Origin of the sequence: Palleronia pontilimi (genome assembly GCF_016412875.1) — a bacterium.
Classification (GTDB): Bacteria; Pseudomonadota; Alphaproteobacteria; order Rhodobacterales; family Rhodobacteraceae; genus Palleronia; species Palleronia pontilimi.
The window spans coordinates 103,423-124,725 of record NZ_JAEKPD010000010.1 but is presented as its reverse complement, the minus strand read 5'-3'; the positions used below and the strand labels follow the sequence as shown (position 1 = coordinate 124,725).

21 protein-coding genes are annotated in these 21,303 nt (G+C 66.5%); 11 read left to right on the top strand and 10 right to left on the bottom strand.

Features of this window, described 5'->3' with window-relative positions:
- Positions 1-220: 220 nt before the first annotated feature.
- Positions 221-1,348 (bottom strand): tRNA guanosine(34) transglycosylase Tgt, encoded by a 1,128-nt coding sequence (gene tgt, locus ILP92_RS12090; RefSeq protein WP_198916652.1) that lies wholly within the window; start codon positions 1,346-1,348, stop codon positions 221-223.
- Positions 1,349-1,454: 106 nt separating this feature from the next.
- Positions 1,455-2,318 (bottom strand): class I SAM-dependent methyltransferase, encoded by an 864-nt coding sequence (locus ILP92_RS12085; RefSeq protein WP_198916651.1) that lies wholly within the window; start codon positions 2,316-2,318, stop codon positions 1,455-1,457.
- Positions 2,319-2,367: 49 nt separating this feature from the next.
- Between ILP92_RS12085 and rimK the strand changes: the two genes are divergently transcribed.
- From rimK to ILP92_RS12060, 5 genes are all read left to right on the top strand, one after another.
- Complete coding sequence (rimK, locus tag ILP92_RS12080) at positions 2,368-3,768, top strand: 30S ribosomal protein S6--L-glutamate ligase (protein WP_198916650.1); 1,401 nt, start codon at positions 2,368-2,370, stop codon at positions 3,766-3,768.
- Between the two features lie 34 nt (positions 3,769-3,802).
- Positions 3,803-5,467 carry a mechanosensitive ion channel family protein gene (locus ILP92_RS12075; protein WP_198916649.1) on the top strand — a complete coding sequence of 555 codons (1,665 nt, stop codon included), beginning with the start codon at positions 3,803-3,805 and terminating at the stop codon, positions 5,465-5,467.
- A 79-nt stretch (positions 5,468-5,546) separates the two neighbouring features.
- A complete protein-coding gene (locus ILP92_RS12070) occupies positions 5,547-5,912 on the top strand; it encodes an SUF system Fe-S cluster assembly protein (RefSeq protein WP_198916648.1) in 366 nt (121 codons plus the stop codon).
- Between the two features lie 29 nt (positions 5,913-5,941).
- Complete coding sequence (locus ILP92_RS12065) at positions 5,942-6,457, top strand: sugar O-acetyltransferase (RefSeq protein ID WP_198916746.1); 516 nt, start codon at positions 5,942-5,944, stop codon at positions 6,455-6,457.
- A 93-nt stretch (positions 6,458-6,550) separates the two neighbouring features.
- Positions 6,551-6,928 (top strand): HesB/IscA family protein, encoded by a 378-nt coding sequence (locus tag ILP92_RS12060; protein ID WP_198916647.1) that lies wholly within the window; start codon positions 6,551-6,553, stop codon positions 6,926-6,928.
- A gap of 53 nt (positions 6,929-6,981) precedes the next feature.
- On the opposite strand, the gene ispG is transcribed toward ILP92_RS12060, so the two are convergent.
- The 3 genes from ispG to hemA all read right to left on the bottom strand — a co-directional run bounded on the left by ispG (position 6,982) and on the right by hemA (position 10,791).
- Entirely contained in the window at positions 6,982-8,109 is a 1,128-nt protein-coding gene (gene ispG / locus ILP92_RS12055) for a flavodoxin-dependent (E)-4-hydroxy-3-methylbut-2-enyl-diphosphate synthase (protein ID WP_198916646.1), read from the bottom strand.
- Positions 8,110-8,181: 72 nt separating this feature from the next.
- The gene (locus ILP92_RS12050) at positions 8,182-9,420 is read right to left on the bottom strand and encodes a helix-turn-helix domain-containing protein (RefSeq protein WP_198916645.1); all 1,239 of its coding nucleotides are present in this window, start codon (positions 9,418-9,420) and stop codon (positions 8,182-8,184) included.
- Between the two features lie 147 nt (positions 9,421-9,567).
- The gene (gene hemA, locus ILP92_RS12045; protein ID WP_198916644.1) at positions 9,568-10,791 is read right to left on the bottom strand and encodes a 5-aminolevulinate synthase; all 1,224 of its coding nucleotides are present in this window, start codon (positions 10,789-10,791) and stop codon (positions 9,568-9,570) included.
- Between the two features lie 151 nt (positions 10,792-10,942).
- Here hemA and ILP92_RS12040 point away from each other — a divergent pair, with 151 nt between their 5' ends.
- From ILP92_RS12040 to ILP92_RS12030, 3 genes are read left to right on the top strand one after another with little or no spacing between them, the layout of a single operon-like run.
- Positions 10,943-12,313: a M20/M25/M40 family metallo-hydrolase gene (locus tag ILP92_RS12040; protein WP_198916643.1), complete on the top strand. Its 1,371-nt coding sequence runs from the start codon at positions 10,943-10,945 to the stop codon at positions 12,311-12,313.
- A gap of 40 nt (positions 12,314-12,353) precedes the next feature.
- Positions 12,354-13,286 carry a nucleoside hydrolase gene (locus tag ILP92_RS12035; protein WP_198916642.1) on the top strand — a complete coding sequence of 311 codons (933 nt, stop codon included), beginning with the start codon at positions 12,354-12,356 and terminating at the stop codon, positions 13,284-13,286.
- Between the two features lie 19 nt (positions 13,287-13,305).
- Entirely contained in the window at positions 13,306-13,746 is a 441-nt protein-coding gene (locus tag ILP92_RS12030; RefSeq protein WP_198916641.1) for a GNAT family N-acetyltransferase, read from the top strand.
- On the opposite strand, the gene ILP92_RS12025 is transcribed toward ILP92_RS12030, so the two are convergent.
- A complete protein-coding gene (locus ILP92_RS12025; protein ID WP_198916640.1) occupies positions 13,741-14,280 on the bottom strand; it encodes a CBS domain-containing protein in 540 nt (179 codons plus the stop codon). The two genes, ILP92_RS12030 and ILP92_RS12025, sit on opposite strands and share 6 nt — an antisense overlap.
- A gap of 115 nt (positions 14,281-14,395) precedes the next feature.
- Here ILP92_RS12025 and ILP92_RS12020 point away from each other — a divergent pair, with 115 nt between their 5' ends.
- Positions 14,396-15,811 (top strand): protein adenylyltransferase SelO, encoded by a 1,416-nt coding sequence (locus ILP92_RS12020; RefSeq protein WP_198916639.1) that lies wholly within the window; start codon positions 14,396-14,398, stop codon positions 15,809-15,811.
- On the opposite strand, the gene ILP92_RS12015 is transcribed toward ILP92_RS12020, so the two are convergent.
- The 3 genes from ILP92_RS12015 to ILP92_RS12005 all read right to left on the bottom strand — a co-directional run bounded on the left by ILP92_RS12015 (position 15,808) and on the right by ILP92_RS12005 (position 17,870).
- The gene (locus tag ILP92_RS12015; RefSeq protein WP_198916638.1) at positions 15,808-16,767 is read right to left on the bottom strand and encodes a DUF3179 domain-containing protein; all 960 of its coding nucleotides are present in this window, start codon (positions 16,765-16,767) and stop codon (positions 15,808-15,810) included. The two genes, ILP92_RS12020 and ILP92_RS12015, sit on opposite strands and share 4 nt — an antisense overlap.
- Positions 16,768-16,840: 73 nt before the next feature.
- Positions 16,841-17,371, bottom strand: coding sequence for a peptidylprolyl isomerase (locus ILP92_RS12010; protein WP_198916637.1), 531 nt, complete (start codon positions 17,369-17,371; stop codon positions 16,841-16,843).
- A complete protein-coding gene (locus tag ILP92_RS12005) occupies positions 17,364-17,870 on the bottom strand; it encodes a peptidylprolyl isomerase (protein WP_198916636.1) in 507 nt (168 codons plus the stop codon). Before ILP92_RS12005 ends, ILP92_RS12010 begins: the two co-directional genes overlap by 8 nt.
- Positions 17,871-18,011: 141 nt before the next feature.
- Here ILP92_RS12005 and ILP92_RS12000 point away from each other — a divergent pair, with 141 nt between their 5' ends.
- Positions 18,012-19,190, top strand: a complete 1,179-nt coding sequence (locus ILP92_RS12000; RefSeq protein WP_198916635.1) for a phosphoglycerate kinase — start codon at positions 18,012-18,014, stop codon at positions 19,188-19,190.
- 62 nt (positions 19,191-19,252) lie between these two features.
- Here the strand turns inward: ILP92_RS12000 and ILP92_RS11995 are convergent, their stop codons facing one another.
- Positions 19,253-19,855 (bottom strand): riboflavin synthase, encoded by a 603-nt coding sequence (locus ILP92_RS11995; RefSeq protein ID WP_198916634.1) that lies wholly within the window; start codon positions 19,853-19,855, stop codon positions 19,253-19,255.
- Positions 19,856-19,988: 133 nt separating this feature from the next.
- Here ILP92_RS11995 and ILP92_RS11990 point away from each other — a divergent pair, with 133 nt between their 5' ends.
- Positions 19,989-21,284: a capsule polysaccharide biogenesis protein gene (locus ILP92_RS11990; RefSeq protein WP_198916633.1), complete on the top strand. Its 1,296-nt coding sequence runs from the start codon at positions 19,989-19,991 to the stop codon at positions 21,282-21,284.
- The last annotated feature ends 19 nt before the right edge of the window (positions 21,285-21,303 follow it).

Here is a 21,303-nt window from a genome sequence, read left to right as displayed (position 1 = left end):
CATATCTGGGGGCGGTCGGGGGCCGCTTCAACCATCTGTCGGGTCGGGGATGCCAACGATTGTGACCTTTCGCAGCCTGTCCCGCAAGCGCCCAATGGGTAGAATCTCCGCAATCTGGCGCCCGAGTTCCGCGTTTTGACGGCTGCACGAAGCGGGCGTCCCGCTCACGGGTCGATCACGTTTCGGTTCGCGTGCCGGGCGCCGGGGCATGCGGCCTGCGTCAGATCGGCGCGATATCTCCTTGGGCGCGCGCGGCGTGAAATTCGGCCTCCCACGCATCGAAAGCACCGGCCGCTATGGCGTCGCGCATGCCTGCCATGATGTCCTGGAAATAGTGAAGGTTGTGCCAGGTCAGCAGCATCCCCGAGATCATCTCGCGCGCGCGGAAGACATGGTGCAAGTAGGCGCGCGAATAGCTGCTGCAGGCGGGACAGCCGCAGTTTTCGTCCAGGGGGCGCGGATCGTCGGCGTGGCGGGCGTTCTTGATGTTGACCACGCCGTGCCGCGTGAACGCCTGGCCCGTCCGACCCGAGCGCGACGGCAGCACGCAATCCATCATGTCGATGCCGCGCTTCACGGCGCCCACGATGTCGTCGGGCTTGCCCACACCCATCAGATAGCGCGGCCGGTCGGCGGGCAGCATGGCGGGCGCGTAGTCGAGCACGCCGAACATGGCCTCCTGCCCCTCGCCCACGGCCAGGCCGCCCACGGCGTAGCCGTCGAAGCCGATGGACTTAAGCGCCTCGGCCGATTCCGCGCGCAGGTGTTCGGTGACGCCGCCTTGCTGGATGCCGAACAGCGCGTGGCCCGGCCGGTCGCCGAACGCGTCTTTCGAGCGTTGCGCCCATCGCATGGACAGGCGCATGGATTTCGCCACCTCGTCGTCGGTCGCGGGCAGCGCGGGACATTCGTCGAAGCACATGACGATGTCGCTGTCCAGCAGGCGCTGGATCTCCATGCTGCGCTCGGGCGTCAGATCGTGGATCGAGCCGTCGATATGGGATTTGAAGGTAACGCCCCGCTCGGTGAGCTTCCTCAGGCCCGCCAGGCTCATCACCTGGAACCCTCCCGAATCGGTCAGGATCGGGCGCTGCCAGTTCATGAATTTGTGCAGCCCGCCTAGCCGGTCAATCCGCTCGGCGGTGGGACGCAGCATCAGGTGATAGGTGTTGCCCAGCAAGATGTCGGCGCCGGTGGCGCGCACGGATTCGGGCAGCATGGCCTTCACGGTCCCGGCCGTGCCCACGGGCATGAAGGCGGGCGTGCGAATGTCGCCGCGGGGCGTCGTGATTGTGCCGGTGCGGGCCGCGCCGTCGGTGGCGTGCAGATCGAAGCTGAAGCGCGTCATGGCGCGCGGTCTAGGCCGAAACGGGGACACGCGAAAGGCCGATGTGGCGCGGGGCGGTAGCCGGTCGCCGGAGGATTTGCGGACCAGCGATGCAGGCCGGAGCGCGTCAGGCGACGGCGGTGAAGAAATTCACCGTGGCAGGCACGTGGACGCTATCGCTCCGGTCGTAGGCGGCGAAGGCAGCGGCGATTTCGGCGGTGACGGCGCGGCGGGTGGCCTTGTCGGCCTGGTGATGGGCAAGCACCGAGCTTGCGCCGCCAACCTGCGTGGCGAAGAAGGCGACCTGGTCCAGGGGGCCAGGCTGGATCAGGTCCAGCGCGCGGGTCTCGCCCGTCACATCGCGCCAGCCTGCGTCGCGAAGCCAGCGTTCGACCCGGGGCACGTCGCGCATCCGCATGGGCCCCGGCGCATCGGGATCGCTGTCGAGCGGGCCGGTCGCCCGGACCGCAAGCGCGCGGGGGATGTGGAACCACGGATTGTCCTCGGCCCGTGCCCAGGTGGCGAAGGTCAGGCGCGCACCGGGGGCGCAGGCATCCCGCAGGTTGGCCAGCGCGGAAACGGTGTCGTCGAAGAACATCAGGCCGAATTGCGACACGATGGCATCGAACGGTGCGCCGGGCGGCCTGTCGGTCTGCGCGTCGGCCTCGAGATACGTGGCATTCGCGGGCGCCTGCGCGCGCGCCGCGTCCAGCATCGTGGCCGAGATGTCGATGCCGGTGACGTGTTTCGCCTGGCAGGCCACCGCGCGGCTGAGCGCGCCCGCCCCGCAGCCGACATCGAGCACGGACCGACCCGACAGCGGTTCGGCGCGCGTCACCAGCATTTGCGTCACTTGCGCGAAGCCTGCGTCCAGGAACGGCGCCATGCGCACCCAGCGCGCGCCCACGTCGCCCGTCCAGAACTCTTTCATCGCGCGATTGCCCATGGCGACACTGAAGCAGAGCGCCCGACCGCCCGCCAGCCCTTTCACCGCCCCGCGCCCTGTGGCACAGACGCGGCCAACTGCAGGAGGGTCGTCCATGTCTGAGCCGCTGAAACTGGGATGGGAAGAATGGGTGTCGCTGCCCGATCTCGGCCTGCCCGCGCTCAAGGCCAAGGTGGATACCGGCGCGAAGACCAGCGCGCTGCACGCGTCCGATATCGAGCCCTTCGGCGCCGCCAGCAGACCCAAGGTGCGGTTTCTCATGCACCCCATCCCCAGCCGCCCCGAGCTTGCCATCGCCTGCTCGGCCCCGGTGGTGGACCGCCGCGAAGTGACGTCGAGCAACGGCGAGGCGGAACTGCGCTACGTCATCGAGACGCGGATGCGGGTGGATGGGCGCGAATGGCCGGTGGAATTGACCCTCAGCGACCGCGGCGCGATGCAGTACCGGATGCTGCTCGGCCGCCAGGCCTTCAGCGAGAACGTGATCGTGTCGCCGAACGAATCGTTCTGCCAGCCCAGGCTGGATTACGATGTCTATTCGTCCTCGAAGGTGCGCGAGGTCGCGCCGGACCGCGCTCTGCGCATCGCCGTGCTCAGCCGCGAAACCATGAGCTATTCGACCCGGCGTATCGTGGAAGAAGGCGAGCAGCGCGGCCACACTGTCGAGGTCATCGACACCTTGCGCTGCTACATGACGCTGAACGCCATGGCGCCCGATATCCATTACGACGGCAAGCGCCTGCCCCGCTACGACGCGGTGATCCCGCGCATCGGCGCGTCGATCACGCCCTACGGCACCGCCATCATCCGGCAGTTCGAAACCATCGGCACGTGGTGCATCAACGGCAGCGCGGGCATCACCGCCAGCCGCGACAAGCTGCACGCCCACCAGGTGCTCGCGCGACAGAAGATCGGGATGCCCACCACCGCCTTCGCGGCGTCGCCCAAGGATACGGGCAACCTGATGGAGCTCGTGGGCAGCGCGCCGTTGATTGTGAAGCTGCTGGAATCGACCCAAGGCAAGGGCGTCGTCCTGGCCGAGACCAAGAAGGCGGCAGAATCGGTCATCACCGCGTTCCGCGGCCTAAGCGCCAATTTCCTGGTGCAGCAATTCGTCAAGGAAGCAGCGGGCGAAGATATCCGTTGCCTGGTCATGGACGGCAAGGTCGTGGCGTCGATCAAGCGCACCGGGGCCCCGGGCGATTTCCGCTCGAACCTGCACCTGGGCGGACAGGCGGCCCCCGTCCGCATCACCAAGACCGAGCGCGAGACGGCGCAGCGGGCCGCAAAGGCGTTCGGCCTGGGGCTGGCCGGCGTCGACCTGCTGCGCGCCGCTGACGGGCCCAAGGTGCTCGAGGTGAATTCGTCCCCCGGGCTCGAAGGGGTCGAAAAGGCAAGCGGCAAGGACATCGCCGGGATGCTTTACGACATGATCGAAAAGCGCGCGCGCCCTGTGCCGGTCCGCAAGGCCCGCCGCTCCAGGAAATCGGCCTGAGGGAACCCGCGCGCGCTTCGCGTCGTTGCTCCGCATGGGACACTTCAATCTTCGCATCCTCGCGGCGATCCTGGCGGTTTGCCTGTCCGGACCGCTCACCGCGCAATCGACCGACACCGACGGCCCCGTCGGCACCTATTTCACGGTAGAGACGCTGAACCCGGGCCTGCCGCCGCGCCCCGATTACGTGGATCTGCGCACACCCCAGGGGGCCGCCGAGACGTTTCTGGACCTGGCCGAGCTGGGCGATCCCGCCATGGCCCACGCCCTGGATCTGAGCGCGTTCGATCCGGTCGACCAACCGGTGCTGGGTCCGCGCCTGGCCGAACAGCTGAACCTGATCCTGAAGCAACAGGCGGTCCTGTCATGGCGCTTGCTGCTGGAACGGCCCGACGCGCTGAACGCGGTTCAATCCAGCAACGTCGCCATGGCAGGCGAGCCGCGCCGCTCCATCCTCATCGGCGTGCTCGACGATGGCGACCGCGAGGCGGCGATCCGGCTGAACCGGGTGCGGCCCGAGGGCGGCGACCCGGTCTGGGTCTTCTCGCAGCGCACCGTCAGCCAGATCCCCGACCTCTACGCCGCCTACGGGCCCAGCGATCTGGAACGCAACCTGCCCGGCTGGCTGCGCGCCGAAACCATACTGGGCCTGAAGGTGTGGGAACTGGTCGGCTTGCCGATCATCGCGGCACTCGCCTGGATATCGGGATACGTCACCTGGCACGCGTTCCGCCGCATGTCGCACGAACAGCAGGGCTACTGGGAGCGCGTGACGCTGCGCGCCGTGCGCTGGCCGATCACGATCGCGGTCGTCACGACCGTGGTGCTGGTCGCCGCCCTGAAGGTCTTCACGGTGTCGGGCCTGGTCGCCTCGATCCTGACACCGCTGACCCTGATCGGCTATACCGGGGCGGTGCTCTTGTTCGCGCTGTCGGTGATCGACACGGCGCTGGACCGGATCGTGACCTTCGACAGCGAAAAACTGGCCGATCCCGACAATTCCACGATCCGCAACCTGGCCACTCTGATGACCGCCGGGCGTCGGGTCGCGATCGTGGTCGCCTTGCTGATCGGGACGGGGATCGTGCTGGCCTCGGCCAACGTGTTCCGCAGCCTCGGCTTTTCGCTTCTCGCCTCGGCCGGTGCGATCACGCTGATCCTGGGTTTCGCAGCGCGCACCGTGCTGGGCAATATCCTGGCCAGCCTGCAGATCGCCATCAACCGCTCGGCCCGCATCGGCGATCAGCTTCAGTTCGACGGCACGTTCTGCACGGTCGAGCGCATCCACTTCACCTTCGTGCAGCTGAAGACCTGGAACGGCCAGCGCAAGGTGGTGCCGGTCAGCTATTTCGTCTCGAAAGAGTTCGAGAATTACTCGATGGTCGATGGCGGCTCGGTCCGGTTCTCGCTGCTGACCCTCGCGCAAGAGGCCGATGTCGACGCGCTGCGCCAGCGCTTCATGGACATCACCGAACGCGACGACCGGGTGCAGCCGAAGGATGAATGCCGCGTGATCGTCACCGGCCAGGATGCGTTCGGCAAGCAGGTCCGCTTCGAGGCGCCGATTCCGAACCAGGGCGATGCGTGGCAGGCCGAATGCGACATCCGCGAAGCGATCCTGAAAGCCGCCCGCGAGATCGAGGACGAAACCGGCGCACCGATGCTTCCCAAGGGCGCTGTGGACGAGATGGCCGCCTGACGCCACCGGGGGCTGGACGCGGACGCGGCAAATCCTTATGTCTTTCGTCGGAAATAGCCGCTGGAAGGGACCAGACGCGATGAGCAGCACAGACGCCCCCCAGATGGAAGGCGCCCCCCTGATCAAGCCCTCCTCGACCGACCACCCCCTGCACGAGCAGGTCGTCGAAGCGTGCCGATCGGTCTATGACCCCGAAATCCCGGTGAATATCTACGATCTGGGGCTGGTCTATACCGTCGAGATCAATGACCAGAACGAAGTCCACGTCACCATGACGCTGACCGCTCCCGGCTGCCCCGTCGCGGGTGAGATGCCGGGCTGGGTGGCCGAGGCGATCGAGCCGCTGCCGGGCGTCAAGCATGTCGACGTGGAACTGACATGGGAGCCGCCCTGGGGCATGGACATGATGTCCGACGAGGCCCGGCTGGAACTGGGCTTCATGTGACGGGCGACGCCCGAACCATGCGCGAACGGATGGTGGCGGGTGCGCTCTACCATCCCGGTGACCCGGAACTGAGCGCCGCACGCACCCGGGCGCAAAGCCTGCTCAGAGCCTATAACCAGACCATCGTCGGCGAAGACGCCCGCGGCCCGCTTCTGGCCGCGCTGCTGGGCAGCTACGGCGCGGCCCCGGCCCTTCGCGCGCCGTTCTACGTGGATTATGGCTTCAACCTGCATATCGGCGATCATGTCTTCGCCAATTATGGCTGCTATTTTCTGGACGTCTGCGAAATCCGCATCGGCCACCGCGCGGCGATCGGCCCCTACGTGCAACTGCTGACCGCGGACCATCCGCGCGACGCTCCGAGCCGCGCCAAGATGCTCGAAAACGGCGCGCCCATCACCATCGGCGATGACGTGTGGATCGGCGGTGGCGCCATCGTGCTGCCGGGCGTCACCGTGGGCGACGGGGCGATCATCGGCGCGGGCGCGGTGGTCACGCGGGATGTGCCCGCGCACACGACCGTGAAGGGCAACCCCGCGCGGTAACGGTATTTTATTCGTCGGGCACGCGACAATCGCCCCCTTGAGACGCGTCGCCCGCACGCTTACCTTGGACCCAGACCACGAAGGAAGTGACCCATGTTCGGTATCCCCGGCAAGCAGGCCGTCTCGATCACCCCGGCCGCCGAAAAGCAGATCGCCAAGCTGATGGCGCGTGATGGCCACCAGGGCTTGCGCATCGGCGTGAAGAAGGGCGGCTGCGCGGGCATGGAATATACCATGGATTACGTGACCGAGATCGACGCCCATGACGAGCTTGTCGAACAAGGCGATGCGCGGGTGATGATAGCGCCCATGGCGCAGATGTTCCTGTTCGGCACCGAGATCGACTACGAAATCAGCCTGCTGGAATCGGGCTTCAAGTTCCGCAATCCCAACGTCGCGGACGCCTGCGGCTGCGGCGAGTCGATCAAGTTCAAGGATGTCGAGGAGCTCGCCGCCGAGCGCGACGCCTGACCCGGCAACAATCCCGACCTTAACTTCTGAATTCTTCCCGAGGACGGGGCGCCCTACTCGGCCGCCTCGGCCGCGGTTTCAGCCTCGATCTGCGCCGCGCGCGCTTCGACCTGTTCCACGATGTGTTCGACCATCTGCTCGTTGGACAGTTTGTGGCTTTGCTTGCCCGCGAGATACACCATCCCGGACCCCGCGCCGCCTCCGGTGAAGCCCACGTCGGTCATCAGCGCCTCGCCCGGCCCGTTTACCACGCATCCGATGATCGACAGCGACATGGGCGTCTTGATATGGGCCAGCCGGTCTTCCAGGATCTCCACCGTCTTGATCACGTCGAACCCCTGCCGCGCACAACTGGGGCACGAGATGATGTTGACGCCCCGGTGCCGCAGGCCCAGCGATTTCAGGATCTCGTACCCCACCCGCACCTCCTCCACAGGATCGGCGCTGAGCGAGACGCGAAGCGTATCGCCGATCCCCATCCACAGCAGGTTGCCCAGCCCGATGGCTGATTTCACCGTGCCCGCATTCAGGCTGCCCGCTTCGGTGATGCCCAGGTGGATCGGCGCGTCGGTCGCGTCGGCGATGCCCTGGTAGGCAGCGGCGCTCAGGAACACGTCGCTGGCTTTCACGCTGATCTTGAACTCGTGGAAATCGTTGTCCTGCAGGATCTTGATGTGGTCCAGCCCCGACTCGACCATCGCATCCGGGCACGGCTCGCCGTATTTCTCCAGCAAATCCCGCTCGAGCGAGCCCGCGTTGACGCCGATCCGGATTGAGCACCCGTGGTCCTTCGCCGCGCGGATCACTTCCTTCACACGGCTGTCGTCGCCGATATTGCCGGGATTGATCCGCAGGCAGGCCGCGCCCGCCTCGGCGGCCTCGATGGCGCGCTTGTAGTGGAAATGGATGTCCGCGACGATCGGCACCGGGCTTTCGCGGCAGATCTCGCGCAGGGCCGTGGTGGCGGCGACATCGGGGCAGGACACCCGCACGATATCGGCCCCCGCCTCGGCGCAATCGACGATCTGTTTCAACGTCGCCGCCGCATCGCCGCTGTCGGTATTGGTCATCGTTTGGACGGCGATAGGGGCGTCGCCGCCCACTGGGACGCGACCCACCATGATCTGGCGCGACTTGCGGCGATAGATGTTCTTCCAGGGACGGACGGCGTTCAGCGACATCGAGGGCTCCGGGCTTGCACAATGTCCCAGACCTAATGTCGGGGACCGTCGAAGCCAACCGGTGCGGCGATCTTATTCGGCGACCGGGACGTCGTTGACCGGGGGGGCGGGCGTCGCCTGCAACTCGGCCACGACGCGGGCAAGCGCCTGGTCGGCGGCGATATCGGCCGTCTGGTATGTCTGGGTCAGGTTCTCGACGCTGAGCGCCAGGTTCGACGTCACCTGCCCGTTGCCGCCCGCCGGGCCGTAAGCCGTTCCGTTCAGGCTGAAATAGATCGCGCCGGATTCCCCGGTGCGCAGGGTCGCGGGCTCTTCGGTGGCGGGCAACACGAAGGTGTCGCCTTCCTGCATGGTCTGCTCGTAGATCGTGGTGCCATCGGCCGAGCGCACCCTGACCCAGCTTGGCCGCACGGCCACCAGAAGGACCTCGGGCACGGCTTCGGTGACGACCTGGACGGCCGATTCCGGCAGGCCCATCCCGGGCTGCACGATATCGGCATCGGCGATCTGGACGTCTTGTCCCGGCAGGTCGGGCGGTGTCGGCGCGGGCCCAAGCCCGCTGAACGTGCCCGAGTGGCGCGGGTCGAGATTGGCGATGGGACCGTCACGCGCAACCATCACCGGCACGTCAAGCGCCTGCGGGCGGTAAAGGCGGTCAAAATTCTCGGGTGCGGCGGTGGCGATCTGGGTCGCATCGTCGTCCTGCGGGACAAGCGGGCGCGCGCTGTCGAGCGGGTCGATATCGGCCACCACCTGCGGCGCCTGGTCGACCGGCACAAGCTGCACCTTCTGCACTTCGTTCAGCACCGAATAGCCGCCATACCCGATCAGGCCAATCAGCGCGAAGAGCACGCAGACGGATCCGATGGCACTGGGCTCGATCCGGCTGAGGAAGCTGTCGCCTTTCGGCACGAAGCCCAGGGGCGAGTCCAGGAAGGGATCGCGCACCTGCTGCGCCGCGCGCGCCTCCTTGCGCTTGGACGACGCGGCTTCGGACATGCCATGGGCGGTCTCGAAGTTCGACTCGACGCAGAACGCCTTGAAGGCCCAGTCCGGATCCAGTTCGAGATAGCGCGCGTAAGAGCGGACGTAGCCCGCGATGAAGCCGGGCGTCTCGAACGCCGAGGGGTCCGCGTTCTCGATCGCGGCGATGTAGGTCGCCTTGATCTTCAGTTCGCGTTGGACGTCGAGAAGCGATTTGCCGAGCGTGGCGCGTTCGCCCCGCATGACATCACCAAGTCGCAGATCGAAATCATCGAAACCCTTGATCTCGACCTCCTCCGGTTCCTGCTGGCGGAAACGCCCGATCATGTCCCGCACCCCTCGCAACTAATCCGTGCCCTTTTGCAGGCCAAACCGGGTGTCCATACCGCGATTCGAGCCTTGGGCCGCTCTTTTGCAGCGAAAGTAGCACAGGTTAAACCCACGTGGACACTTCTTTTGCGGACAGACCGTATTTTATCCGGCCAGATCGGCGCGATTTAGCGCACATTGCGACCACAATGCATCCATTGCGGTTACCAAAGCGTTAACCTCATCGGGTCCATGCACCGGGGAAGGCGTAAAGCGCAACCGCTCGGTGCCGCGGGGCACGGTCGGGAAGTTGATCGGTTGCACGTAGATCCCGTAGGTTTCCAGCAGCATATCCGACATCATCTTGCAGTGCACCGGATCGCCCACATGGACCGGCACGATATGACTGCCGTGATCGATCAGCGGCAGACCCAGGCCCTTCAGCCGCATCTTCAGCGTCCGTGCCTGCGACTGGTGGACGTCGCGCAGGTGCTGGTCGGTTTTTAGATGCCGGACCGAGGCCGCAGCACCCGCCGCCGTGGACGGGGTCAGCGACGTAGTGAAGATGAAGCCCGGCGCGTAAGACCTTATGGCGTCGCACATTTTCGCGCTGGCCGCGATGTAGCCGCCCATCACGCCATACGCCTTCGCCAGCGTGCCGTTGATGATGTCGATGCGCCCCGCAAGCCCGTCCCGCTCGCTCACGCCACCCCCGCGCGGGCCATACATGCCCACAGCGTGGACCTCGTCGATATAGGTCAGCGCGCCGAATTCTTCGGCCAGGTCACAGATCTCGGCGATCGGCCCGAAGTCGCCATCCATCGAGTAGATGCTTTCGAACGCGATCAGCTTGGGCGCCTGCGGATCATCGGCTTCCAGCAGCGCGCGCAGGTGCGCCACGTCGTTGTGACGGAAGACGCGCTTGGCACCGCCGTTGCGGCGCACGCCCTCGATCATCGACGCATGGTTCAGCGCATCGGAATAGATGACAAGCCCCGGCAGGATCTTCGGCAGCGTCGACAGGGTCGCATCGTTGGCGATGTAGGCGCTGGTGAACAGCAGCGCCGCTTCCTTGCCGTGCAGATCGGCCAACTCAGCCTCGAGCGCCTTGTGATAGATCGTCGTGCCCGAAATGTTGCGCGTGCCGCCGGATCCGGCGCCCACGGCATCCAGCGCGTCGTGCATCGCCTGAAGCACCGCAGGATGCTGGCCCATGCCCAGGTAATCGTTGCCGCACCAGACGGTTACGGGTCGCGTCGTCCCATCGGGCCGGGTCCAGGTCGCGTGGGGAAAATTGCCCCGCTCGCGCGCGATGTCGATGAAGGTGCGATAGCGGCCTTCGTCGTGCAGTTTCTGAAGGGCGGCGTCGATCTGGGCGTCATACGTCACGGGTCTGCAGCATCCTCAATCTGATTTGATCGCTAGATAGTCCGAAAACCCGGCAGGTCACAGGGGCTAATTTGTCTCAACCCGGGGCGCCGCTCTGGACGGCCCGGAAACCGCTGCTAGGCTCGCCGGATATCCCCGTACGGAGCGTCCCATGAGCCTTGATGCCGTCCTTTCCAAACTCGACGCCGATCTCGATCAGGCAGTCACGCGGCTGCAGGAGTTCCTGCGCATCCCGTCGATCTCGACCGATCCGGCCTACAAGTCCGACGTCGCCGACGCCGCGCGCTGGCTGGTGCAGGACCTCAGCAGCATCGGCGTGACCGCCACGGCGCATCAGACGCCCGGTCATCCCATGGTCGTGGGCCACGGCGGAGACAGCGGCCGGTCGCTGCTGTTCTACGGCCACTACGACGTGCAACCGATTGATCCCCTTGAGCTTTGGGATCGCGATCCGTTCGATCCTGTGGTTGAGGACGGGCCGAACGGCAAGGTGATCCGCGGCCGTGGCACGGCGGACGACAAGGGTCAGCTCATGACCTTCGTCGAGGCCTGCCGCGCCTGGAAAGCGGTCCACGGCACCCTGCCCGCGCGCCAGACCTTCCTGTTCGAGGGCGAAGAGGAATCCGGCTCGCCGTCGCTGGTGCCCTTCCTCGAGCAGAACCGCGACCTGCTCTCCGCCGATCTGGGCCTGATCTGCGACACCGGTCTTTACGATCCGCAGACCCCCGCCATCACGACCATGCTGCGCGGTCTGCTAGGCGAGGAAGTGACCATCGAGGGCCCGTCGAAGGACCTGCACTCGGGCGCGTTCGGCGGCCCGGCCATGAACCCGATCCGGGTGCTGGCCAAGGTGCTGGCCGGGCTGCACGACGCGCAGGGCCGCGTGACGGTGCCCGGCTTCTACGATGACGTGGAAGAGATCTCGGACGAGGTCGCGCGCCAATGGGACGCGCTGGATTTCGACGCCGAAAGTTTCCTGGGCGCGGTCGGGCTGTCGCACCCGGCGGGCGAAGCGGACCGCAGCGCCTTGCAGCAGATCTGGGCGCGCCCGACATGCGAGGTCAACGGCATCAAGGGCGGATATGCGGGCGCGGGCTTCAAGACGGTGCTGCCTTCGCGGGCCAGCGCCAAGATCAGCTTCCGGCTGGTGGCCGCGCAGGATCCACTGAAGATCCGCGAAGCATTCCGCGCCATGGTGCGCGATGCGATGCCGCCCGACTGCACGGTCAGCTTCCACGACCACGGCGCGGCCCCGGCCAGCCGGATGGACATCTCGGACCCCGCCTTCGAGGCCGCGCGCCAGGCGCTCAGCGCCGAGTGGCCGAAACCGGCCGCCTATGTCGGCGCGGGCGGCTCGATCCCGGTGGCGGGCCACATGCAGAAGATCCTGGGCATCGATTCGATGCTGATCGGTTTCGGACGCAGCGACGACCAGATCCATTCGCCCAACGAGAAATATGACATGGACAGCTTTCACCGCGGCATGCGGTCCTGGGCGCGCATCTTGGCTGCCATCGCGTGACGATTTTTCGCCGAAAAATCGCGCCCCCCGGAGAGCTTGCATGAAGGTCATCATCGACACAGATCCCGGCCAGGACGACGCCGTCGCCATCCTGCTGGCCCTGGCCAGCCCCGAGATCGAGGTGCTGGGCATCACCGCCGTCGCCGGGAACGTGCCGCTGGCGCTGACCGCGAAGAACGCCCGCATCGTGTGCGAACTGGCCGAGCGTCCCGACATAAAGGTGTTCGCGGGCTGCGACCGGCCCCTGATCCAGCCGCTCGTCACCGCCGAACACGTCCACGGCAAGACCGGGCTCGACGGGCCCACCCTGCCCGAACCCACCATGGCGCTGCAGGACGCCCACGCGGTCGACTGGATCGTCGACACCCTGCGGGTCCATGATCCGGGCACGGTGACGCTATGCCCGCTCGGCCCGCTCACCAATATCGCCATGGCGCTGAACAAAGCCCCCGATATCGCCTCGCGCATCGCCCGGATCGTGCTGATGGGCGGCGCCTATTTCGAGGTCGGCAACATCACCCCCTCGGCCGAGTTCAACATCTACGTCGACCCCGAGGCCGCCGATATCGTCTTCAAGTCGGGCGCACCGATCACCGTGTTGCCGCTGGACGTCACCCACAAGGCGCTGGTCACGCAAGCCCGCAACGATGCGTTCCGCGGGCTCGGCACCAGGGTGGGCACGGCGGTGGCCGAAATGACCGACTTCTTCGAGCGGTTCGACAAGGAGAAATACGGCTCATTGGGCGCGCCGCTGCACGATCCCACCGTGATCGCCTGGTGCCTGCGCCCCGATCTGTTCTCGGGCCGCGAGATCAACGTCGCCATTGAAACGCGCTCGGATCTGACGCGCGGGATGACCGTGGCCGACTGGTGGGGCGTCACCGACCGGCCCCCCAACGCTCATTTCATCGGGGATCTGGACGCGCAGGGCTTTTTCGACCTACTGACCGAGCGACTGGGCCGCTACGCCTGAACCGTCGAAGGATCACATCATGTCGGCCAAACTGCGCCTTGCCGCGCCCGATGACCTGCCCAAGCTCGACAAGCTGATGGCCGCCTGCCACGCCGAGTTGAAGATCAAGCTGGACGACGACGCCCGCACCATGGCGCTGTCCCCGCTTCTGGACGGCCAGGTGCCCGGCGCCGCCTACCTGATCGGGCCGCCCTCCAGCCCGGTGGGCTACGTGCTGCTGCGGTTCGGATATTCCGTTCAGGACGGCGGCATGGTCGCGCGCATCGACGAGCTTTTCATCCGGCCCCCCGTGCGCGGCCGCGAAATGGCGTCCGAGGCGCTGCGCAGCGTTGCCAAGACCCTGCGCGCGGGCGGGATCGCATCGCTGCAGGCCGATCTGCCCGATGGCGCGCCGGAAAAGCTGTTCCGGCGCCTGCTTTTCAAGGTCTCCGCGCAGAACCACGCGCATCTGGCGCTATAGAACGACCGCGATCACCACGATCATCACCAGCGTGTACAGCATGATGCCGCCGCCGATCAGCACGGTGGGGAAGTTCCGCGACAGCGACGCGCGCGTCATCTGCGTGGCCTGGTTGATCAGGTCCGGCCAAGTATAGCTGACGAAATCGCCCTGCGTGAACACCGCCTTGATCCGGTTCTCTGAATCCACCACCGGCAGGCGGCGGAACCGCTCGTTCGACATGATGCGCAGCCAGTCGACCACATCGTCCGTTTCGCGCGCCAGGCGCGGGTCGGCGGTCATGATCTCGCCAAGGGTGGTGGATTTCGCGTCCCGCCCCTGGTTCACGATCTTGCGCATGATGTCGCGCTCGGTCACGACGCCGGTCACCTTGTCCTGGTCGTCGACGATGATGACCGAGCCGTAATTCTTGTCGCACATGGCGGCGACGGCCTCTTCGACCTTGCGATCCTTCAGCATGGTCAGGGGCTTGGGCTTCGAGCTGTACTCGGCCCGGTCCATGATCCGCATCCCGCTGCGTTCTTCGGCTTTCATCTTGGGGCTCCAAATAAGGTCACTGACTGGTGAATTGACGTAGCGCAAAAGCCCACAGGTCCAAGGCTTTCCGAACGAGACTGCATTTCCTACATGTCTGTGGCAAGGAGCGCCCATGACCCTGACCCTGCCCTTCGACAATTCCTACGCCCGTCTGCCCGCGCGGCTCTTCGCCGAACAGGCACCGACACCCGTCGCCGCACCGCGCCTTCTGGCGTTGAACACCGAGCTCGCGCACGAGCTGGGGCTCGATGTCGACCAGCTTCGCAGCGCCGACGGCATCGCGGCCCTGGCGGGCAACGCGGTCCCCGATGGCGCGCGGCCCATCGCCCAAGCCTATGCCGGGCACCAATTCGGCAATTGGGTGCCGCAGCTGGGCGACGGGCGCGCGGTGCTGCTGGGCGAGCTCGACACCCCCCTTGGCCGGGTCGACCTGCAGCTGAAGGGCGCGGGCCGCACGCCGTTCAGCCGGGGCGGCGACGGGCGCGCTTGGCTGGGCCCGGTGCTGCGCGAATACCTGGTCAGCGAGGCGATGCACGCACTGGGTATTCCCACCACCCGCGCCCTGACGGCCATCGCCACCGGCGACGCGGTCCTGCGCGAAGCGCCGTTTCCGGGGGCGGTGCTGACCCGTGTCGCGCGCTCGCATATCCGGGTCGGCACGTTCCAGTATTTCGCGGCCCGCGGGGACGTCGAGGCGCTGCAGGCGCTGACGGACCATGTCATCGCGCGGCACTACCCGCAGGTGGACGGCCCGTGGGGGCTGCTCGACGCGGTAATCGACGCCCAGGCGCAGCTGGTGGCGAAGTGGATGAGCGTGGGGTTCATCCACGGCGTGATGAACACCGACAACATGAGCGTCGCGGGCGACACGATCGATTACGGACCCTGCGCCTTCATGGATGCCTATCACCCCGACCGGGTGTTTTCGTCCATCGACCAGTTCGGCCGCTACGCCTATGCCCGCCAGCCGGACATCGCGGCCTGGAACCTGGCGCAACTGGCGTCGTCATTGCTTCCGCTTCTGGGCGACGAAGCCCCGGCGATCGAGCGCGCGACCGCCATGATCCACGCCTTCCCCACCCGCTTCGGAGATCACTGGCTGGCGCTGTTTCGCGCCAAGCTGGGGCTGCATACCCCGCGGGATGGCGACGCGGACCTGATCGGATCGCTACTGGACAGGATGGCGGCGGGCCAGGCCGATTTCACGTTGACCTTCCGCGGGCTGGCGGACGGCGCCGCGCGTTCGCAGTTCAGCGACCCCGCGATGTTCGATCAATGGGCCGAGCTGTGGAACCGTCGCAGAGGCGACGACCGGCCCGACATCGCGCCCGACCTGGACCGCGTCAATCCCGCGATCATTCCGCGCAACCACCGCATCGAAGAGGTCATCCAAGCCGCACTTGCGGACGATCTTGCGCCGTTCCACGCGCTTCACGCGGCGCTGAAGACACCGTTCACGGATCATCCCGACTTCCGCGAGCCGCCCGCGCCGGACGAGGTCGTGCAAGCCACGTTCTGCGGCACCTAGCGGCCGAGCATCCACTGCCCGTCGGGGAAGAACGCGTCGAAGGCAAAGGCGAACATCACGTCGTAGGGCAGCTTCATGCCCGCATCGTCCACCACCCGGACGGTCCCGACCTCGCGCCCCTGCCCGATCCGGCCCGTATCCAGCGCCGAGGCCTGGCCTTCTTCCCAGGAAAGCCGCACGCCCGCCTCCTCGATCCGTCCCGCCGCGCGCACCCGTTCCAGCGGCCAGGCACGGCCCCCGACGGCGACGACCCGCGCCAGCGGCGCGATCCCGTGCGGCGGCGGATCGCCATCGTAAAGGAACGGCCGCGCCGCGCTATCGTAGTTCACATAGGGGTTGCGGCCGTAATCGCGCGCGAAGCCGGGCGACAGCATGACCAGCCCGTCGGGATGCGCGTCGCGGTATTGCTCCCAGCTTTCCATGACGCCCGCCAGATCAGTCAGCCGCGCGCCGGTCATCTCGCCGACGATGCCGCGTCCGACCGCCTGTTGCCACCAGCTTTGCGTCTCGCGGTCGTACATCACCATGTCCGAATAGCGCAGCTTGCCGGTCACGCCGAAGCTCAGCAGTCGTCCGTCCACGCGCCGGTCGAAGATCTTGCCGGAATTGCACAGCGGACAGAACGTCACCGCCACCGGCATGTCGCCAATCCTATCGTTCACGATTTCATGCCACATCAGGTACCGGATCGGATAGGCGCGCGGCGTCTCGCCTTCCAGCGCCAGCGACAGCACCGGCTCTCGCGGATCGAGGTCCTGCACCGTGTCGACGGGCGCGAAGCGGGGATCGTGGATCGCCGGGATGCCGTCCTTGCCCGGCCCGCCGGACCTGATTTCGGACCAGTCCGTCACGGTTGTCTGGGAAAAGTCGGTGTCCGGCCATTCGCGCGACCAGATATCGGGGCTGGCCTGCACAGGGGTGGCCAGCGCCAGTAGCAGCATCAGGCGTTTCAGCATGCGCGATCCTCCGTCACACGAAGCATCGCGCGGTGCGAGGCGGCCCGACAAGCCGCCTCACGCAAGTGTCAGATCACTCGATGACGGTCACGTCCTGCATGACGACCGTATCGCCCTGCCCCGTCACCGGGATCTGGTCGATCGCCTCCATCCCCGAAGTAACTTCGCCGACGACCGTGTAGTCGCCGTTCAGGTGCGGGGCGGGCTGGAACATGATGAAGAACTGCGAATTGGCGCTGTCCACCGAATTGCCCGAACGCGCCATGCCGACGACGCCGCGCTCGAACGGCCGGTCGGAAAACTCCTGCTCCAGGTCCGGCAGGTCCGACCCGCCGTAGCCCGCGCGGGCCATGTCGCCGCCCATCTTTCCGAACTGCACGTCGCCGGTCTGCGCCATGAAGCCGTCGATGACGCGGTGGAAGACCACGTCGTCATAGGCCCCGCTTTCGGCCAGCGCGGCGATCCGTTCGACATGGTTGGGGGCGACATCCTCGAACAGCTCGATCGCGACGGTGCCGGTCACGCCGCCGCCCAGCTCGATCTCGATGCCCGTCGCCAGCGCCGGGGACGCCAGCAGGACGCCGACAAGTGCCAGGCTACGCATCGGCGGCCACCTTGACCGACTGCATCCGGTCCGGGTTCATCGGCGGCTCGCCGCGGGTGATCTTGTCCACATGCTCCATCCCGGAAATGACGCGGCCATAGACGGTGTATTGGCCGTTCAGGAAATGGTTGTCGCTGAAGTTGATGAAGAACTGCGAATTGGCCGAGTTGGGGTTGGCCGAGCGCGCGGCCCCGATCGTGCCCCGGTCATGGGGCAGCTTCGAGAACTCGGCGGGCAGATCGGGATGCTCCGAGCCGCCGGTGCCCGCCCGGCGGATGTCGAAATTATCCTCGGCATTGCCGTTGGCCACATCGCCGGTCTGCGCCATGAAACCGTCGATCACGCGGTGGAAGACGACGTTGTCATAGGCACCGGCGCGGGCCAGTTCCTTCATCCGCTCGACATGCTTGGGCGCCACGTCGGGCAGCAGCTCGATATGGACGGGGCCGTCCTTCAGCTCGATGATGATGGTGTTCTCGGGATCCTTGATCTCGGCCATGTTTCCTCCTGCGGAATGGGATTTGGCGCGAACTCTATGCCCAGCGCCCAGCGGTGAAAAGCCGAAACCCCGCGGCTTGCGGTTGCGCGCCGAGCACGTTCACGCGATGAACGGGCAGACGCGACACAGGGAGACGCAGGCATGGGCTGGAAGACACTCGACGACATGGACCTGGACGGCAAGCGCGTGCTGGTGCGCGTGGACGTGAACGTCCCCGTGGAAGACGGCCGCGTGACCGACACCACGCGCATCGACCGCATCGTGCCCACCATCAAGGACATCCAGTCCGCGGGCGGCATCCCGATCCTGCTGGCCCATTTCGACCGGCCCAAGGGCAAGGTCGTGCCCGAGATGTCGCTGGGCCAGATCGTGCCCGCCCTGTCGCAGGCACTGGGCCAGGACGTGACCTTCATCGACGGCGATTACGGCGACCGGGTGGGCAAGCTCGCGCCGGGCGACGTGGCGCTGCTGGAAAACACCCGCTTCAATCCCGGCGAAGAGAAGAACGACGCAGGCTTCGCCAAGCGGCTGGCCTCGCTCGGCGACATCTACGTGAACGACGCGTTTTCCGCCGCGCACCGTGCCCATTCCAGCACCGAGGCGATCGCCCACCTGCTGCCCGCCTGCGCGGGACGCCTCATGGCCGAGGAACTTCACGCACTGGAACGGGCGCTCGGCAATCCCGCTCGGCCGCTGATGGCGGTCGTGGGCGGCGCGAAGGTCTCGACCAAGATCGACCTCCTGGCCAACCTGGTGCGCAAGGTGAACCACCTGGTGATCGGCGGCGGCATGGCCAACACCTTCCTGGCCGCGCTGGGCCATGACGTAGGCAAGTCGCTGGCCGAGCACGACATGACCGACACCGCGCGCGACATCCTGGCGAAAGCGGACGAAGTCGGATGCGAGATCCTGTTGCCCCACGACGTGGTCGTGGCGCGCGAGTTCAAGGCGGGCGCGGCCAGCGAAGTGGTGCCCGCCGATGCCTGCCCGGCGGACGCGATGATCCTCGACACCGGGCCCGATAGCGTCGAGCGCATCGGCAAGGCCATGTCGAACTGCAAGACGCTGATCTGGAATGGCCCCTTGGGTGCCTTCGAAATCGCCCCCTTCGACACCGCGACCAACCAGGCCGCGCGCATGGCCGCCGATCGGACGAAGGCGGGCAAGCTGGTCTCGGTCGCGGGCGGCGGGGATACGGTCGCGGCGCTGAACAAGGCCGAAGCGGCGGACGATTTCACCTATATCTCCAGCGCCGGAGGCGCGTTCCTGGAATGGATGGAGGGCAAGACGCTGCCCGGCGTGGCGGCCCTCGGCGGCTAGGGGGCCGGAATTCTCGAGAATTCCGTCACGATTTTCTCAAGAAAATCGGCCCCCTCGCGCGGTCAACCCATCTCGCTCAGCCGCGCCACGTAGCGCGCCATGGTGTCGATCTCGATGTTCAGCGGATCGCCCGTCTTCACCTGGCCCCAGGTCGTCACCTGCTTGGTGTGGGGGATCAGGTTGACACCGAAAGTCGTGCCGTCGACCTCGTTCACCGTCAGCGACGTGCCATTCAGCGCGATCGAGCCCTTGGGCGCGATGAACTTCGCCAGCTTGGACGGCGCGTCGACGGTGTAGCGGGTCGAGCCGTCCACGTCTTGCATTGCCGTCACATGCGCCACGCCGTCCACGTGGCCCGACACGATATGCCCGCCCAGCTCGTCGCCCACGCGCAGGGCGCGTTCCAGGTTCAGCTTCGTGCCCGGCGCCCAGCCGGTGGCGCCGATATTGGTCTTCGACACCGTCTCGGCACTGATCTCGACCGCGAACCAGGGGCGCGGATCCCGGCCCGTCTCGATCACCGTCAGACACACGCCGTCGCAGGCGATGGATGCCCCCAGCGGCACGCTCGACACGTCGTAGGACGTCGCGATCTTCGCGCGCAGATCGCCGGGGCGGTCGACCTCGACCACCTCGCCCACATCCGTGATCAGTCCGGTGAACATGGCATCTCTCCCTGGCTTCGTGTTCCCCGGCATATGGCCCGCCCCGTGCCGTGGCTCAAGCCTGCGGTCACGGATTGGCCACCTTTTCATGCTTTCCTTCCCCGGCTATAGCCGCGCAAGGATGCCGACACCCATGCAGACGCCCCGACCCGACACCACGCGGCGCTTCCTGTTCCTGCAGGGGCCGCACGGGCCGTTCTTCTCAAAGCTGGGCCAGATGCTGACCTTGGCGGGCGCGCGCTGCTGGCGCGTGGGCTTCAATCGCGGCGACCAGGCCTTCTGGTCCGATTCCGCCAGCTTCATTCCGTTCCAAGGCCCGCCCGAGGCATGGTCCGACAGGTGCGCCGCCCTTCTGGACGAGCACGCCATCACCGACATCGTGCTTTACGGCGATACCCGCCGCATCCACGCCGAAGCGGTCCGGATCGCCCGCGCGCGCGACCTGACGATCCACGTCTTCGAGGAAGGCTACCTGCGTCCCTACTGGGTCACCTACGAGCGGGACGGCTCGAACGGGAACTCGGCGCTGATGGATCTGGGCCTGCCGCAGATGCAAAAGATCCTGGCCGACACCACGACAGACCAGCCAGAAGCGCCCGCCCATTGGGGCGACATGCGCCAGCACGTATTCTACGGCGCCGCCTATCACGCCTACGTCCTGTTGTTGAACCGCGCCTATGCCGGGTTCCAGCCCCACCGCGCGCTGGATGTGCGGGCCGAATTCCGGCTCTACCTCAAGCGGCTGTTGCTGATGCCGGCGCTCTGGGCTGACCGGGTGGTGGCCACCTGGCGCGTGAAGAACGGCGGCTTTCCCTATCACCTGGCGTTGCTGCAGCTCGAACATGACAGCAACTTCCAAAGCCACTCGCCTTTCGACACGATCACCGACTTCCTGGACCAGGTCGTCACCCAGTTCGCCCAAGGTGCGCCGGGCCACCACCATCTGGTCTTCAAGGCGCACCCCCTGGAAGACGGACGGATCGATTTGCGCAGCCATATCCGGTCGCTGGCGCGCGAACTCGGCGTCACCTCCCGCGTCCACTACGTCCGCGGCGGGAAATTGGCGCAGCTTCTGGACCATGCCCGCTCGGCCGTCACCGTGAATTCCACCGCCGCCCAGCAGGTGCTGTGGCGCGGACTTCCGCTGAAGGTGTTCGGCGCTGCGGTCTATGCCAAGCCCGAATTCGTCTCGACCCAGCCGCTGCCCGTTTTTTTCGCGACGCCCACCCGTCCCGACGCGCGGGCCTATCGCGATTATCGCCAGTTCCTGTTGGAAACCAGCCAGATCGCGGGGTCGTTCTATTCGGCGAAGGGCCGTCGGCAATTGCTCAGACAGGTGGTTGACATGATGCTCGCCCCGGACGACCCTTACGCCGCGCTGGCCCTGGGCCGAGCGGCCCCACGGCAACAGTTGCGCGCCGTAACCTGAGCGTGCAAGCAAGCAACGC